General features: G+C 34.8%; 14 protein-coding genes and 1 pseudogene. 3 read left to right on the top strand and 12 right to left on the bottom strand.

The window, feature by feature from the left end:
- From JO40_RS05840 to loaP, 9 genes and pseudogenes are all read right to left on the bottom strand, one after another.
- Positions 1–480 (bottom strand): (2Fe-2S)-binding protein, encoded by a 480-nt coding sequence (locus tag JO40_RS05840; protein ID WP_044978527.1) that lies wholly within the window; start codon positions 478–480, stop codon positions 1–3.
- Positions 470–2,557 (bottom strand): xanthine dehydrogenase family protein molybdopterin-binding subunit, encoded by a 2,088-nt coding sequence (locus JO40_RS05835; RefSeq protein WP_044978526.1) that lies wholly within the window; start codon positions 2,555–2,557, stop codon positions 470–472. Before JO40_RS05835 ends, JO40_RS05840 begins: the two co-directional genes overlap by 11 nt.
- A gap of 3 nt (positions 2,558–2,560) precedes the next feature.
- Complete coding sequence (locus JO40_RS05830) at positions 2,561–3,736, bottom strand: DegT/DnrJ/EryC1/StrS family aminotransferase (RefSeq protein ID WP_044978525.1); 1,176 nt, start codon at positions 3,734–3,736, stop codon at positions 2,561–2,563.
- A gap of 57 nt (positions 3,737–3,793) precedes the next feature.
- The gene (locus JO40_RS05825; RefSeq protein ID WP_245609035.1) at positions 3,794–4,216 is read right to left on the bottom strand and encodes a hypothetical protein; all 423 of its coding nucleotides are present in this window, start codon (positions 4,214–4,216) and stop codon (positions 3,794–3,796) included.
- Between the two features lie 31 nt (positions 4,217–4,247).
- Positions 4,248–5,084 carry a CPBP family intramembrane glutamic endopeptidase gene (locus JO40_RS05820; protein WP_044978524.1) on the bottom strand — a complete coding sequence of 279 codons (837 nt, stop codon included), beginning with the start codon at positions 5,082–5,084 and terminating at the stop codon, positions 4,248–4,250.
- 90 nt (positions 5,085–5,174) lie between these two features.
- On the bottom strand, positions 5,175–5,399 hold the full coding sequence (locus tag JO40_RS05815) for a hypothetical protein (RefSeq protein WP_044978523.1): 225 nt from the start codon (positions 5,397–5,399) through the stop codon (positions 5,175–5,177).
- Between the two features lie 373 nt (positions 5,400–5,772).
- A pseudogene (locus JO40_RS05810) lies at positions 5,773–7,118 on the bottom strand (S41 family peptidase).
- A 7-nt stretch (positions 7,119–7,125) separates the two neighbouring features.
- Complete coding sequence (locus JO40_RS05805) at positions 7,126–8,613, bottom strand: polysaccharide biosynthesis protein (RefSeq protein WP_044978521.1); 1,488 nt, start codon at positions 8,611–8,613, stop codon at positions 7,126–7,128.
- Positions 8,597–9,139, bottom strand: a complete 543-nt coding sequence (loaP, locus tag JO40_RS05800; RefSeq protein ID WP_044978520.1) for an antiterminator LoaP — start codon at positions 9,137–9,139, stop codon at positions 8,597–8,599. Before loaP ends, JO40_RS05805 begins: the two co-directional genes overlap by 17 nt.
- Before the next feature lie 148 nt (positions 9,140–9,287).
- Here loaP and JO40_RS05795 point away from each other — a divergent pair, with 148 nt between their 5' ends.
- From JO40_RS05795 to msrB, 3 genes are read left to right on the top strand one after another with little or no spacing between them, the layout of a single operon-like run.
- Positions 9,288–10,058 carry a threonine/serine exporter family protein gene (locus tag JO40_RS05795; RefSeq protein WP_044978519.1) on the top strand — a complete coding sequence of 257 codons (771 nt, stop codon included), beginning with the start codon at positions 9,288–9,290 and terminating at the stop codon, positions 10,056–10,058.
- Positions 10,058–10,510, top strand: a complete 453-nt coding sequence (locus JO40_RS05790; protein ID WP_044978518.1) for a threonine/serine exporter family protein — start codon at positions 10,058–10,060, stop codon at positions 10,508–10,510. The genes JO40_RS05795 and JO40_RS05790 overlap by 1 nt, the downstream gene beginning before the upstream one ends.
- 12 nt (positions 10,511–10,522) lie before the next feature.
- Positions 10,523–11,587, top strand: coding sequence for a peptide-methionine (R)-S-oxide reductase MsrB (gene msrB, locus JO40_RS05785; protein WP_044978517.1), 1,065 nt, complete (start codon positions 10,523–10,525; stop codon positions 11,585–11,587).
- Between the two features lie 15 nt (positions 11,588–11,602).
- Here msrB and JO40_RS05780 read toward each other — a convergent pair whose 3' ends face one another.
- From JO40_RS05780 to JO40_RS05770, 3 genes are read right to left on the bottom strand one after another with little or no spacing between them, the layout of a single operon-like run.
- Positions 11,603–12,118 (bottom strand): nitroreductase family protein, encoded by a 516-nt coding sequence (locus JO40_RS05780; protein WP_044978516.1) that lies wholly within the window; start codon positions 12,116–12,118, stop codon positions 11,603–11,605.
- A 19-nt stretch (positions 12,119–12,137) separates the two neighbouring features.
- Complete coding sequence (locus JO40_RS05775) at positions 12,138–14,450, bottom strand: MFS transporter (protein ID WP_044978515.1); 2,313 nt, start codon at positions 14,448–14,450, stop codon at positions 12,138–12,140.
- A gap of 15 nt (positions 14,451–14,465) precedes the next feature.
- Complete coding sequence (locus tag JO40_RS05770) at positions 14,466–15,578, bottom strand: DNA adenine methylase (protein ID WP_044978513.1); 1,113 nt, start codon at positions 15,576–15,578, stop codon at positions 14,466–14,468.
- Positions 15,579–15,684 lie beyond the last annotated feature (106 nt).

Here is a 15,684-nt window from a genome sequence, read left to right as displayed (position 1 = left end):
TTATTTTCTCCGTTGATTTTTATTTATTTTCTCAATAGCCGAAAATAAATCTTCAAAGCTTGTACATCGGCACATAGTGCTTGAATAATATTTTCTTATTTTTTGTTCCGCATCAGGGTCTTCAATATCGAGATGGGAATTTAAAATTGCATATGTAAAAAATATTTTTCCTGCATCACAAAATCCGCACATTTCAACTCCGGCTTGATCAAAACCTGTTGAAATTATTTTATAATCTTCTGTTGTTTTAAAATGCTCTAAGGTTATTATATTTTTGCCTTCAACCTTAAAAACGGGAATAAAACATGCAGGAACAGGTTTATCATCCATTAACACAGTGCAAGATCCGCACTGACCGCTTAAACAAGAACTCTTTAAACTTAAAAGATTAAACTCCCGCCTTAATACCGACAAAAGTCTTTCATTTGCAGGAGCCTCAATTTGAACCGCAGTTTTATTTAAATTAAAACTAATCTTCATCTAAAGCCTCACTTTTTGTAACAGCATTAAAAACATCTTCGGTAAAAACAGGCAAAAAATCGATCCTTTTATGATTAAGCATAATCTGATTTAAAGCAGAAATATAGGCTGCAGGAACAATACTTTCAGCTAATTCCCCAAGTCCTCTAGTTTTTAATTCACTTTCTAAAATAAAATCTCTGATGGGAGGAATATCTCCGGTTGCAATTATTTTATAATTAGAAGGGAGCAAATTATTTTCTTTTATTTCTTCAATCGAAATATTTGAAATAGCATTAGCAATGGTTTTATGAATATTTCTATGTACCATTTTTTTTGAATAGATTTTTCCGGGATCACATGCAAACCAAATTCCTCTTACATTAATTTGATAAGTGCTCGGATCAAGTTCAAGTTCAACAACGCAAGCTCCGGGAGTTTCGGAAATAAAAGGATGTCCTATTAAGGATTCATTATCCCACTCTTTAGAGCGGGAAAGTTTATAGGTTTTGGTTATCGCAATAGGAAGAGGCTTTCTAAACCTTTGATTTTTTATTCCTGTGCAGCATTTTGCAATAAGATCAGGTAATATGCTGATACCGCAAGAAGCTGTAGCAGCTCCTGTAGGACTCATCTCATCGGTTGATGCTCCTAAAAAAACAATTTGATTTTCTTCGACTTCCAATTCTTTTGCAATTTGCTTTTTTAAAATACGCTTCAATCCTTCTGAAGTGGGTTCAGCCTTGACTAAAACTTTATCATCCTTTGTCATAGTAATCTCGGCAGAATAATTCATCCCGGATTTTACAAGAATGTTGGAGCCGTTATATTGACATCCTACGGCAATTCCTATCCCTCGCCAATTTCCATCATAACGATTCGTGCGTCCCTTATTCATTAATCTATATGCATGAAATTTTCTATAAAAATCACTATTATTGCAGACAGCTTTTAAGATGTTTTCAAAAATAAAGTTTTCTTCTTTTTTTATTCCTGTAATCGTCTTTTGCCCTACTTTCAAATTATTTTGAAGTCTAAATTGAATTGGGCATAAATCAAGCTGATCTACTATTTCATTAATATGTTTTTCCAATGCGGATATTACATAAGAATCGCCCCAACCCGAAAACAATCCTGTCAAACTTTTTTCAGTTTTTATCGCAACAGCACTAATCATATAAACAGGCAAATTATAAATACCAGCGGCAGTTACAACCATCTGTTTAAGCATTTGACCTATAAAAGGATTAAATGAACCTGCATCCACAATTATTGAAACATTCATAGCAGTAATTTTTCCTGAATCGGAAACAGCCGTTTTATGCTGAATTAAAACAATAGGAGACTTTGCCGTATATAAAAAATCTTCTTGCCGTGAAAATTCCATTGTTATATTCTTCTTTGTTAAAAAAGAGGCTATGGAAACTTGAGCAGCAAGCAATGAAGGGAACCATATCCTTCCGTCAAGAGATTCCGCTTCTGCATGTGAAACAACATTTACTTTTTCTTTAGGTAAATTTAAAACATTACAAACGGAATTCAAAACTTGATAAGGCCACTGAGTTGCAAGATGAATTTCAAGTTTGTCATCAACCCAATTCGTTTTAACACAGGCTGTTTCTGCATGATAGTGGTATCTTTGGTTAAAAGAAAAAGTAGAATAAACTACCTTAGAACTTTTCTCAAAAACTTCTTCAGCATTTCCTGCACTCAAACTTTCATGCGCAATTATAGGATAATCGAAATAGTTTTTCACTTCCTCTTCAAAAGTAAATTGAGCCTTAGGGCGGGAATGTCCTTGAGTTTTTATTTTAAAAAGAGATGAAAGCTCTAAAAGCTTTTTTTTATCGGGTCCTGTTAAAATGCCTACAGCCTGCCCCGTATAATCCGCTTTTTCATCAGCAAAAACAGGCATTTCGATTTTTAAAAAATCTATTGAATTCTTGCCGCTAATATCTTTTGCGGAAAAAAAAGCAAAACCTTCAGGAAGTTCGGGAATCTCTATATCTATAATCTTAGCACCGGCATCTGTGCACCGAATGAGCCGAGCCCATTCCTGCTTTTCAAATTCCAAATCGGAAACAAAAGTTTTATCCATAAATTAACGCCTATTCAGTTCTGCAAGTTTAATTACCGTTTCGATAACATAATTTATATTCTCTTCACTCATTGAAGGATAAAAGGGTAAACTTAAACTTTGCAAATATTTTTTATTCGATTCCGGAAAATCGGAACTATCTAAACCGTATCTTTCTTTTATATAAGTCATTTCAAAATGCGGTATAAAGTGCATCGAAATACCAAGACCCCTTTCCTGTAAGGCTTGAGCAAACTCATCTCGGCCTATTTTTAAAGACTCAAGATTAAGCCGCAAAATATAAAGATGCCAAGCATTACCTTCTCCGTCCGGAGGAAGAATAAAAGAATCATTGTCTGCAAATGCGTCATTATATTTTTCGGCAATTTTTTTTCTATGCTCAAAAAAAGTTTGAGCTTTTTTAAGCTGCACCCTTCCTATTGCAGAAAGAATATCGGGAAGATTACACTTCCATCCCTCAGCCGTAACATCATACTTCCATGAGGCCTTTGTATCTGTATACCTATCCCAAATGGTTCGGTTTATACCATGAGAACGCATCAGTTTTATACGCTCTGCAATTTTCTCATCGTTGGTACAAATCATTCCGCCCTCGCCTGTAGTAATTGTTTTTGTTGCATAAAAAGAAAAAACACCGCAGGTGCCGAGAGTTCCCGCATAACCTTCTTCCGTCTTTGAAGGAAAAGCATGGGCGGCATCTTCTATCACGGCAACGGAATATTTTTTTGCAAGGTCATTTATAGCCTTCATATTACACACATTTCCTGCAATATGAATCGGAACAATAGCCCTTACACTCTTATCTTTTTTTAATATAGTTTCGATTTTTTCGGGGTCTATACTGTAAGATTTTTTTTCGATATCGGCATAAACTACATCGCCGCCTAAGTGCAGGGCAGAGGTTGCCGTCGAAATAAAGGTATAGGGACTTGTCAAGATTTTAGTTCCGCTCTTTATACCGCAAGCATCCATTGCAAGCATGAGCCCGCTTGAAGCCGAGTTGACGGCAAGGGCTGTCTTACTTCCCGTAAAGGAAGCAAATTCTTTTTCAAACTCAAGGGTTTCCTTCCCCGTAGTAAGCCACCCTGAGCGGAGCACCCTCATCAAGGCTTTTTCTTCTTCTTCAGAAAAGGAAGGAGTAAAAAAAGGAATTGTTTTTTTAGCCTGAACATCTTGCATACATCTTAGTCCTTTGCCGCATAAAATCAACAACAAAGTATACTAAAATTTTACGAATTATGCAATAAGACGGATTTTTCGTAATTTATAAGTATTAGATTCTGTAAGCCAATTTATCCTGGCAAACGCTGCTAAGCGAAATATTTTATATAGATTATTAAATGTGTTATATGAAAATTCAGCATTTATAAAAAACAGATTGGTTTTCCCTAATTGTTGATTTGATTCTATTTCTAAAGGCGAGAAAGAAAATGCTACCCCTGTGTCAGCATCTGATAGATTTATATCAAATAAAGTTCCAGAACCATATAGAATTTGTGAATCTTTTGAAAAACTTCCTGCAATGTTGATGTGTCCAAAATCCCACGAGGGAGCAAAATCGAAAGCAAAAAGCAAATCAGCACAGCAAAAAATATAAATCAATACACTCATAGCTAATATTTTTTTTGTGATAATTTTTTTAGATTGAATAACTTTCATTATTTTCCTATTTTTGTTATATGGCATAAAATCATTCCTTTATAATGAGTGCCTTTCTTCTGCCGAAATACCTAATCCCTTCGGCAATAAGCATAATTACACAGGCAGGCGTAAAAATAAGGATAAGTATAACATATGTTTGCCAATTTAATAATCTACGCATAACAACGGCTATAAAATTGTGTAAAGAATGGAGAAAGATACATGCATAAAGCGATTTTGTTTTTTCATAACAATAAGCTGATAGTAAACCGCTTACAATGGCTCCAATCACTTGTGCATAGCCTCCATATAAATGTATTAAGCCGAATAGTATTGAAGAAACAAGAGCGGCAATTTTTGCATTAAATAATTTTTTTGTATCATCATAGATTACTCCCCTAAATATAAGTTCTTCATATATCGGTGCTATGATAAGAGCCGCTATAAATTCATAAATAATTAATGGCTTGTATATAAAATTAGTATTAAATATGGTACGGACGGTAAAGCTTTCTTTTCCCGTAAATCTGTTTAAAAAATAAATAACCGAACTTTCTATCATATTTTTAAAATTACCGAAACCACGAAAAATCCATGCTATAAGTGTAGTTATAATGATACCAATAAAGTATATCTTTATAACCGTAGAAAACTTAAAAGGTTTAAATTGTAAAAGATTTTTGTTTTCTTTAAACCGTTTAAATGTTATGATTGCAATGCCCAGTACAGTATACACAATAGTCAGAATTATATACCAGTATTCTTCTTTATACATAAAAACATATACATATATAAGATCAAGAATAAAAAATGCAATAAAGGCTTCAATTATAATCGATATAAACCAATAAAAAACAGCTAAAACCTTCTTTTTGTTATATGGCATAAAATAGTACTCCTCATAGAAAAAACAGCCGTAACAGAGAACCATTTGATACTGATTAAAATTTCATACTAGTATGTTCTGTCTTTAAACTCAGCGGCGATTTTTTGGTTTAGATGGCTCTATTACTGGCGAAGGGAAAGGATCAACTCCTCCTCCTCCTCCACCGCTCCCGCCGCCGTCTACATGAGGCGGAGCAAGAGCATCATTTGGGCGTCCGCTGCAAATCGAAGCAATCGGTTCAATAATAGATGGGTTTTCTACAGAAAAAAAGCCCACGTCCTCATTAGTTGTTTTCTTGTTGGTATTAAAATCCATATTTCCTCCATAATGATATTAAAAACCGGATAAGCTTATGCTTACCGTTAATAAGTGATGACACTGTTACGGCTTCACTTATAAGTATAGGGCAGCCCTGCTTATTTGTCAAGGAAGATTTACAGTATTTTTTTTACATAAATTTACAATTTTATTTATTTTTAATAACCGCAAGGAACGCCAAGCGTTGAGCTAACGTTCAATTTCGCAACGGGAAAAGATTATTAAGAAAAACCGCAGGTTTGTCTTAATGACAATCCATACCGCTATATTAGGGGAGATTTTTAAGAGGGGGAGCTAAAAAATGTTCCCCTCTTAAATGGCGTTTTGAAAAGATGAGGGGTTATAGGGGAGAAGAAAAACTTTTGCTCCATCAAAAGTTTGTCTTTTCCCCTAATTTTCTTATAGTTTCCAAGCAGGTTCCAAGGGCACTTTTGCCGGGAAGATTATAAATATCAGGAGCAGTACCTGTTTCATCAGTACAATATCCGTCGTCTGTTAAACCGTACATAAAATCAAACTTTATCAATAATCCGCTGTTGGGGAGAGCAATGTACATAGGCGATTCACCATTTGTTCCGGCACCTCCCGTATTGGTACCGATCACTGTAGCAAATCCTGTTTTTTTACACACATAAGCAAAACGATCTGCTCCTGAGTATACATCACTGCTTATAAGAAGCCAAAACTTTTTATCATGGCAAGGTTTATATCCTTTAGCAGGACGAGAAAAAATTACATTTTTTAATATATAAGCCTTATCGTTTTTTATAGTACCGCAGTTTTCTATATTTGGAACTTCATTCTTTTTTATTTTTTTTACATCGTTATAGTTCAAAAACATACCTAAATAAATATCAGTATATTTATTTTCATTATAAAGACCATAAAAAACTATTGTCAGATTTTCCTTTATATTTGGAGATATTATTGCTTCATAATTTTCAATATATCCGCCTCCATTATTTTGTATATCGATAATTATATGTTTATAATTTGCCGTTTCAATAAAAAAATCTTCCAAGACTTTTAGATACTCTTGTTTTTCTTTCCCGTCCGTTATAAGAAAAGAATTTATTTTTATGTATGCAATATAATCAGTATTTATTATCTTTGTATATGGTTTTGAGTACTTACGAGTCCCCATCAACGGAGGATTTATATTTTTAAAATCATCTGCATATAGCATATCTTTTTTACCGGCAAAAGCACCTGTTTTAGGCATTGAAGCATAAAAATTATCTATTAAAGTTTCTTGTTCGCGCAATGAAACCTTAGCTGTAGTCTGCTTAAATATTTTCTTATAATCAAAATAATCTGAAGGATAAAGATGGCCTATATATCTGTTTCCTGTAATTTTTCTGCATAAATCACCATAGAAAGAATAATATCCATGTTGCATCATGGGATCCGATAAATACCTATATCCTGTCTGTTTTATTTGTTCTAAATCAATTCCTTTGCGTTCACATACTTCGGTAAAAGGGTACCCGTTATAAATAAAATCCCAAAAATATTCATAGTCGGCTTTCATTTCTTCGGCAGAAATAAAACCGGATATTGTATCATGTTTTTTTGAGATAAAAATAGACATTATAATAAACACTGAAATAAAAATAAATATTATAATACCGATTATTAATTTTTTATATTAATATTTTTTATCTTTTTCTGAAATCTTATTTTAATCATCTCATGTATGAACAATAAATTATGTATTTTTTTATTACTCCTTTTTATAAATTAACAAATCGTTTTCTTCCAAAAAATTACGCATTTTCTCTTTATTGCGGAAATCATCTTTTTTTTCTTCATTATAAAAACAAAACGAATATAGAGTATTTAAAATTTCGTTTAAGTTTTTAGAATCAAATTCTTTTTTATCGCGCAGACACATGATTTTTTCGTAATCCGTTTTTTCAAGATATTCGGTTGAAGACCAAAGAGGTTCTTCCAAACGTTCTCCTTCTCTGGGGCCGATTATTTCTATCTTAATATCTTTTTCAGGTTCAAAGCCCATGTAACTTATCAACTGCTTCGCCGTCTCATAAATATTTACAGGTTCCCCCATATCGAGAAGATAGGACTCACCCGATTTGCCTACACCTCCAGTTTGCAGTACCAGCGAACAGGCTTCGGGAATTGTCATAAAAAAACGAATCATATTTTTATCGGTTACGGTAACAGGTCCTCCGTTTTGTATCTGTTCTACAAAAAGAGGAAAGATAGAACCTCGTGAACCCAGAACATTTCCAAAGCGTACAAACATGTAGGCTGAATCTTTTTTTTCTTTTACGGTTTCGGCAGCCTGCAATACCAATTTTTCGCTTAATAGTTTTGAAACGCCGTAAACCGAAACAGGCTCAACAGCCTTATCGGTCGAGATCAAAACAAAACGCTTTACATTAAATTCAATACAGGCATCCAAAAGATTTTTTGTACCGAAAACATTGTTCTCGATAACGGCAACAGGATTCTCCTCCATTAAGGGAACATGTTTATAAGCCGCCGTATGAAAAACCGCATCACATTTTAATTGCTTAATAATATAGCGCATATACTCGCGGTCTTTTAACTCTCCTATAACCGGAACAATTGTCGCCTTGTCGCCGACACCGCCTGCCTGTAATATTTTAAGCTCCTTATAAATTTGATAAATTGAATTCTCTCCGTGTCCGAAAAGATAGAGACGTTCGGCACCGCCCGATAAAAGCTGACGGCAAAGCTCGCTTCCGATAGAACCTCCGGCGCCCGTAATTAAAACGCGCTTTCCTCGCAGATATGCCAAACTCTTTTTTAAAGAAATTGTAACGGGGGTGCGGGTAAGCAAATCCTGCGGATCTATTTCGCGGGCTTGTACCAAATGAGCTGAACCGTCAATGATTTGCGAAATTGCGGGCAGAAGTTTTATCTTTGAAAAACCTGCCGATTTTAAAAGCTCATATATTTCACGTAAACGCTCGGAGCGTATGCTGGGAATTGCAATCAGAGCCTCATCCCCTGCATCTATTCTGATTAAATGAACGGTTTCACTTATAGGCCCGAATACCGGAATCCCGTCAATCTTAGTTCCGATTTTTTTAGAGTCATCGTCTAAAAAGGCGACAACCTTGCCGAATATTTTTTTTGCCGAAATTTCATGTGCAATCATAGTTCCGGCAAGGCCTGCTCCTACTATGTATATGGAAGCTTTTTGTTTAATAGGACGGCTCATTTTTTTTCTTCTCCTTTGATATTTCTTCAAACCCTAAGTCGATAGAAAAAGATGTCTCGCACATATCCAAACAAATAGTTGCCCTTTCCTTCCGCTTATTTACTCTTACAATATAACCTTCCAGTCCGCTTAAAGGGCCTTCAATAATCTTTATCCTATCATTTTCATCAAATATAACTTGTGAAATTTTTGCAACACCGCCGAATGAAATAAATTGATTAAGAATTTCCAGATCCCTTCCTTGTAAAGATTTAGGCTCTTGATTATTAGGCAAAAAACGATAGAAGCCCTTACATTTTTTAATATGCTGATACAGCTCTCTTGAAATTCCATCGGTACCTATAAACAAATAACCTGCAAAAACAGCCAGTTGTTTTTCCGTTACTTTACCGGCTTTTCTTATTTTTAAAACTCTCTGAGGAAAAACTATAGAATAAGGAATCTCATCAAACTTATTTTTAAATTCGGCATCTTCAATAAATTTTTTTTCTTTGCCCGTACTAACCTGTACTACATAATAATCCATATTTATTTAATTGTATCATAAAAATCTTATTAAATAAAGTAGTCATCCTTGCTTGCAAATTTGTTATATCTTAGATACCTTGTTTTTTTAAATATCCTGTGCTATATTCTTTTTTAGAATTTTAAATAATTCTTAAATGAGGAAAATAATGGAAGAAGAAAAAAATGCTTCATCAATTTTTAGGATAGCCCTGACGGCAGGAGAGCTTCTAATAAAAAACGGAGCCGAGATGCACAGAACGGAAGAAACCATTTTAAGGATATGCGCCTCACGCGGAATTACAGGCATTGCCGTTTTTATAACTCCGACAGTAATATTAATAGGAAATGACAAGAAGGAAGGCTCAACTTACATTAAAAACATAAGAGTCAGGGGCAGCAATATACATAAAATTTCATTGGTCAACGAATTTTCAAGAAACTTTACTCAAGGTAAAATTTCTGAAAGTGATGCCCTCGATATTTTAAAAAATATTGATGCAGAAAAAAATTATCCGTATTGGCTTGTATTAACTACCTCCGGAATAGCCTGCGGACTTTTTTCTATTTTGCTCGGCGGAACATTAAATGATTTTATAGTTACTTTTCTTGCTACCTTCGTAGCCGTTTTCTCAAATGATAAAATTGCACAGTTTTCAAAAACAGTCTTTTTAGGAAATTTTATAGCAGGCTTTTTAGTCGGTATAACCACCATTATTTTTTACCATATAGGGTTTGTAAAAAATCTTGACATGATAATAGTAGGAGCAGTTTTATCTCTTGTGCCGGGCGTAGCCTTTACTTCAGGTATACGGGATTTTATTTTGGGAGATTTAGTTTCTGGACTTGCACGTACCTGTGAGGCTATTATGATAGCCATTGCAATAGCCTTTGGAATAGGATCGGTTCTCTTCGGGTACTCTCTTTTAGGAGGAATATAATGCCGCTTTATGTGCATACAATCGCATCTTTTGTTGCTAGTTTTTGTTTTTGTTTTTTGTTTTCGGTTCCGCGAAGAAACATCTGTTTAAGCGGCCTGTGCGGAAGTGTCTCTTGGACAATCCTCATATTTTTTCAGAACATCGGTATAAATTATATATTTGCAACCTTAGCCGGAGCTCTAGCCGTAGGCCTCTTGGCGGATTTATTTGCAGTACTTCAAAAAACGCCTGTTACATGTTTTATCGTTATAGGTATTATTCCCTTAGTTCCGGGATTTAAAGTTTATAAGACCATGCTTTTCTTTGTTACAGACAGACTGGAACAGGGAGTGAGCGAAGGCGTTCAAGCGGCTTTTATAGCAATAGCGATATCCGTAGGCTTAATTATTTCTGCATCGGCGACACGTCTTATAAAAGCTCTCAAAAAAAAGTTGCCGGTAAAAAAAGAATAAGAGAAATTAAATATGAAAAATAAAAATATTTTAGTACATATGAGCTTTTTACTGATGATAGTTTTATTTCTATCATGTACAAAGGCTCAGGCAGAACAAAAATTACTTATAGGAGGAAACGGAATGATTAAAGAAATATATCTTGCAGGCGGCTGCTTTTGGGGCGTTGAAGGATATTTTCGCCAAATTCCCGGCGTTAAACAAACGGACACGGGTTATGCAAACGGAAAAGAAAACTCGGCAAACTACAAGGGATTGCACGACAGTGACCATGCCGAAACTGTAAAAATAGTTTATGATGCTTCTACAGTAAGTTTACAAGAACTATTGGCTCATTATTTTAGAATAATCGATCCTACATCTTTAAACAAACAGGGAAACGATGCAGGCCGGCAATACAGAACAGGCATTTATTATGTAGATGATTCTATGATTAAAGAGATACAAAGTTTTGTAAAGTTTATGCAAAAAAAATACTCTAAACCCATTGTTGTTGAAGTTGAAAAACTTAGACATTTTATCCTTGCAGAAGACTATCATCAAGACTATCTTCAAAAAAATCCGGGAGGATATTGCCACATAGACTTAACCCTTGCTTTAAAGCCTCTCTATGATGAAAGTAAATTTAAAGTACTTTCAAAAGAAGAATTAAAAAAATCCTTAAAACCGATCCAGTTTTCGGTTACACAAGAAAAGGCAACGGAAAGGCCATTTACAAGCGAGTACGATAAATTCGACTCTGAAGGAATTTATGTTGACATAACTACAGGGAAGCCTCTTTTTTCTTCATTAAATAAGTACGATGCAGGCTGCGGCTGGCCATCATTTACAAAGGCTATTACAACTCAGGCTCTTCAATACTTGGAGGATAAAAGCCACGGTATGACAAGAACTGAAGTCATATCAAAAACAGGCGGAACCCATCTAGGCCACGTCTTTGATGACGGCCCTGCAGATGCAGGCGGTCTACGCTATTGCATTAACGGTGCAGCCTTACGGTTTATCCCCTACGATAAAATGGAACAAGAGGGTTACGGCGATTATCTTCCTTACGTAAAACCGGCAGGAAATTTTTAAAACCGCCTATAAAACTTAATTTATAAACTCGACAGGCTCTGTGCGTTTTTTAGGTTCGGGGTGTTCTGCAGGATAACCGATTGCCGATATTCCGCATACTACGTGATTTTTAGGAATATTAAAAGAATCTAAAACCCGTCTTATCTCAGGCGAATTGCATTTTTCTCTCAACTGGTTTATCCAAACGGAACCCAAGCCCAGAGCATGAGCTGCAAGATAGATGTTCTCAATTGCAACCGAAGAATCGCAGTAACCGAATCGGTCATCTTCTTCAAAGCTGATGAGTATCAAAGCATCACAGTCATAGATTCGGTAATTCGGAATATCAAGTACGGAAGAAACAGCCCTTGCAAGTTCCTGTATTTTTTCCCGATTATGCACAACAGTAAATTTCCTCATCTGTCTGTTTTTACCCGTCGGAGAAGCCTTAGCACATTCTACAATTGTCTTAAGCTTTTCATCTTCGACCCTCTCTGCCGTAAACTTACGGACGCTCACACGGGTGAGCATGTTTTGAATAATTTCATTCATATCTAACCTCCATAAAATCTTAAATTGCAGCTAACTTTGGTTCCATAAAAATAGAGACAGCCCAATAGCACAAGAAAAATCTAAAAGATTTATTTGTAACCATATCAACATCCATTATAACACTCAAAAGAAGAGCTGTGTTTACTCCTAAAAATTCTTCAGCCAAGTCCAAAAACCATTTTATAAATTCAGTATCATTTGAAGCTTCGCTTATAAAAGTTAAAATTATCTTTTTAAATTCAATATCCGAATGTTTTCTTTTTGCAAAAGCTTCATCGAGCATATCGGTAAAAATTGCTCCTGTATCCCTTGCCTCATTTTTAAACCTATCATAAGCAAAATAAAAGCCGCCTTCAACCTTCATCATCGAAGCTAAACTTAAATAAGCCTCATCTTCTACCAAGGAAGGAAGGCTTTCCCTGCGGAGTAAATCGATTATAAACGGAATGGAATTTACCGACTTATAAGTCTCCATTGCTTTTATACCTGCAAGCAATATTTTAGGGTTTTGTGTTCCGGATAAGATTTGAGAAATTTTAAATTGAGAAGCCTCATCTTTAAAATGAGCAAGGGCAACCATAGCTTCTGCGGCCAAAAGATAATCTTTACTTTCAAGAGCATTTCTCAAAGGTTCAACAGCTTGATGTATATTAAAATGCGCAAGAGTTTTTGCAGCAAGAGCGGCCGTAGTAAATTCTCCCTTATTCAATTCTTCTAAAAGAGATTCCCTGTTTTTTGCAGAAAGTTTTTCTAAAGAATTTAAAGACTGCATTGCAGAATACCTTATTGAAAACCTTGGCGACTTCATATATTGATTTAACTTGTCGGCAGATTCTTGCGAAGCTGTTGCCGTAAGCTCATGCAAAATTTTTTCTTCCGTTTGAAGGTTTTCACTTGAATCCAACTTATATAAAAGGTTTAATGCCTTCATGTCTCTCGGCGAAAAAATAACGGCAAGAGCATCTTTTACCAATCTGCCTCCAAGGTTTAAAAGCTTAACCTGAAAAATCATTCCAAACAGGATGCAGATTATAACTCCCGAAAAAAATAAACGGTACATGCTTAAATTGGAAAATCCTGCCAATTGTAGAATATCCAAAATACGGCCTCCTAAGATTGAACCGAGAGCACCGGTAATTCCCATTACAAAAAAGTTAAGCATACTTAAATCCATCAAAAAATTTGATGGAACTATTCCGAAGAAGTAGGCTTGCGATGCATCCATTTGCGCAGAAAATCCCATATTTGTCAGGATCGAAAATAAAATCAAAAAGATAAAAGCAATCAAATGCATTTCTCTGGCCGGAGCTATAATTGCAGGAATAAGAGCCGCAACACTGAGAGCCGTAAAAATAACATACATGGGTTTTGCCCCCATCCTGTCTATTAAAAGGCGCATTAAAAGCCCCACCAAAAGAGAGCCCATGGTTGAAGCAAGAGAAAAGATAATAACCAAATTATCGGGGATAGAATAAACGGCCTTACCGTAAACAATTATAAAGGGGCGGGCTAAACTTATTCCGAATTGAATTATAAAAAACGAAAAAATATAAAGCCTAAAATTTTTATCTGCAAGAGTTACCTTAGCTGCTTCAAAAAAAGAACTTTTTTGAAGACTTTGATTTCCTTTTTTTAGTTTTCTTATTTCTTTTCGGCTTTTTCCTTCAGCTCTAGCCTCTTTCACCGCTTCCATTCTTTTTTCAAAATCGGGATCCGGAAGTTTAAGCAAAAGAGCCGAGGCTGCAAAACCTGTAATAATACCTATAATTGCAGTTATGTTATATGTAGAAACTATATCGATTCCTAGCTTTGGAGAAAACCATAAAAAAACGGTTAAAAATATTATGGCAGCAAGGGCGGCCGAATTATTTGTTAAAGATATTTTAACTATATAAGAATTTCTATCCCTGCCGGGAGCCAAAAGACTTATGACAGGATTGTTAGCCACTATCCCTGCTCCTCTAAAAAAATTAAAAAGGGCAACCGCAAGTAAAAGCATAAAGATAGCGGCTTCATTTTCTCCCCTAAAATAAAAAAACGGAATAAACAAAATAGGTAAAAGAGAGGCATTGCGCAAAAACCAAGTATAGGCAAAAGTTTTTACAATCGTAAACCGCCGTGCCATAAGTTTCCCTAATGGAATGGTAAAATAACACATGTACATAAAGGCTGTAAGCAAGCCTATAACGGTGCTGTTAGCTTTTAAAGCAAGGGCATAAAGAGTAATTGTATTTCCTGTAACAAGGGCAAACGAAAAAGAATTGATTCCGTTATACGCATTAAAAACACTGCGGCCCTGTTTTATTCTAAAATTAGATAATTGTTCTTCCATCGGTATTATTTTAATCTATTTTTTTAAAACAAACAAGTATTCCGAAACATGTATACTTCTATTGTTAAGGTTACGGCTTCCTCGAAAAGTGTTATATTTTATTTTGGAGGTTTTTAACTCTCCGTATTTTTGCAGCATACTGCTCATCTCTTCAAAAGAAATAAAGCCTTCCGAATTGTACGAAATAATGGCGTACTTTGAATCGAGAGACGATATTATTTCTTCAAGGGATTTTAAGGCCGAATGCCTTTTATTAAAAACAGAGCGTTTCCATCCTTGGGTAATTCCACTGACGGGGCTTATAGGAACATCCAGTCTATTTTTAAGAATCAAATTAAGCATAAAATAATTTGAACCGTAGGGGTGCTGATTATAAGGAGGGTCGATATAAACCATATCAACATTCTTTATTTCTTTTGAAAGAAGAACTGCATCTTTTGTAAAAATTTCAAGCTCTGAATTAAAATTACTAAAGACAGGCTCTTTTAATTCCACCTCTCCCAATATTCTTGTTAGGGCATTTTTACCGCTGGCACCGAAGCAGCCTATTCCGGTATTTTTATTTTTATAAAATCCTTTAAATACTCCGCTCGTATTTACATGGATTGAAGCTTCGGTAATTAAGGGAGCTAAAAAAAATCTTTTTAAATTTTCTTCCGATATAATTTTATCTATAAAATTTCTATATGTGTCGATTAAAAGAGCGTTCTTATGTGTATAAAAAACCCTTTCTCCTCTTTGGATTTTATTGTCATCCTTAGGAGCATAGTTTTTGGTAATTATGCCGGGGATTTTTTCCTTTAAACAAGAGGATATAATTTCATTTCTCAATTCATTACAAAGTTTTTTAGGATATTCTTCTTTATTTGTAAGATAGCAGCCGTTTATTACATAAGAATAATTTTCCAAATCATTAACAATTATTTTTGAAGAATATTTTTTTAACATTCGGGCAACTATACCTGAACCCGAAAAAAGGTCTGCACAGATAAGTTTTTCTTTGTTTAAATTTTTCCGAATTGATTTTACTTCATCTTCTATTTTGTATATTAAAGACCTTTTATTGCCGAGATACGTGATTATCTGTGTAGTAAGAAAGTCTTTATTTTCTTCTTGCTGTTCTTTCATAGGTTAAGTTCTTCTTTAATTAAAGAAAGATTATAGTACTACAAAAATTAGAAACTTACAAGAAGATACACCGTCCATAGGATTCTCATAGACCGTTCATATAACG

Origin of the sequence: Treponema putidum (assembly GCF_000755145.1) — a bacterium.
GTDB lineage: Bacteria > Spirochaetota > Spirochaetia > Treponematales > Treponemataceae > Treponema_B > Treponema_B putidum.
Note: the sequence above shows the minus strand (reverse complement) of the source record. Positions and strands in the feature narration are given on the sequence as shown.

What these genes read in the sequence shown, in the direction of transcription:
- JO40_RS05795 (WP_044978519.1), top strand. Translation starts at nt 9,288, where the DNA reads ATGGAAGAAGAAAAAAATGCTTCATCAATTTTTAGGATAGCCCTGACG.
- JO40_RS05820 (WP_044978524.1), bottom strand. Translation starts at nt 5,084, where the DNA reads ATGCCATATAACAAAAAGAAGGTTTTAGCTGTTTTTTATTGGTTTATA.
- msrB (WP_044978517.1), top strand. Translation starts at nt 10,523, where the DNA reads ATGAAAAATAAAAATATTTTAGTACATATGAGCTTTTTACTGATGATA.
- JO40_RS05835 (WP_044978526.1), bottom strand. Translation starts at nt 2,557, where the DNA reads ATGGATAAAACTTTTGTTTCCGATTTGGAATTTGAAAAGCAGGAATGG.
- JO40_RS05805 (WP_044978521.1), bottom strand. Translation starts at nt 8,613, where the DNA reads ATGAGCCGTCCTATTAAACAAAAAGCTTCCATATACATAGTAGGAGCA.
- loaP (WP_044978520.1), bottom strand. Translation starts at nt 9,139, where the DNA reads ATGGATTATTATGTAGTACAGGTTAGTACGGGCAAAGAAAAAAAATTT.
- JO40_RS05775 (WP_044978515.1), bottom strand. Translation starts at nt 14,450, where the DNA reads ATGGAAGAACAATTATCTAATTTTAGAATAAAACAGGGCCGCAGTGTT.
- JO40_RS05825 (WP_245609035.1), bottom strand. Translation starts at nt 4,216, where the DNA reads ATGAAAGTTATTCAATCTAAAAAAATTATCACAAAAAAAATATTAGCT.
- JO40_RS05815 (WP_044978523.1), bottom strand. Translation starts at nt 5,399, where the DNA reads ATGGATTTTAATACCAACAAGAAAACAACTAATGAGGACGTGGGCTTT.
- JO40_RS05840 (WP_044978527.1), bottom strand. Translation starts at nt 480, where the DNA reads ATGAAGATTAGTTTTAATTTAAATAAAACTGCGGTTCAAATTGAGGCT.
- JO40_RS05770 (WP_044978513.1), bottom strand. Translation starts at nt 15,578, where the DNA reads ATGAAAGAACAGCAAGAAGAAAATAAAGACTTTCTTACTACACAGATA.
- JO40_RS05830 (WP_044978525.1), bottom strand. Translation starts at nt 3,736, where the DNA reads ATGCAAGATGTTCAGGCTAAAAAAACAATTCCTTTTTTTACTCCTTCC.
- JO40_RS05780 (WP_044978516.1), bottom strand. Translation starts at nt 12,118, where the DNA reads ATGAATGAAATTATTCAAAACATGCTCACCCGTGTGAGCGTCCGTAAG.
- JO40_RS05790 (WP_044978518.1), top strand. Translation starts at nt 10,058, where the DNA reads ATGCCGCTTTATGTGCATACAATCGCATCTTTTGTTGCTAGTTTTTGT.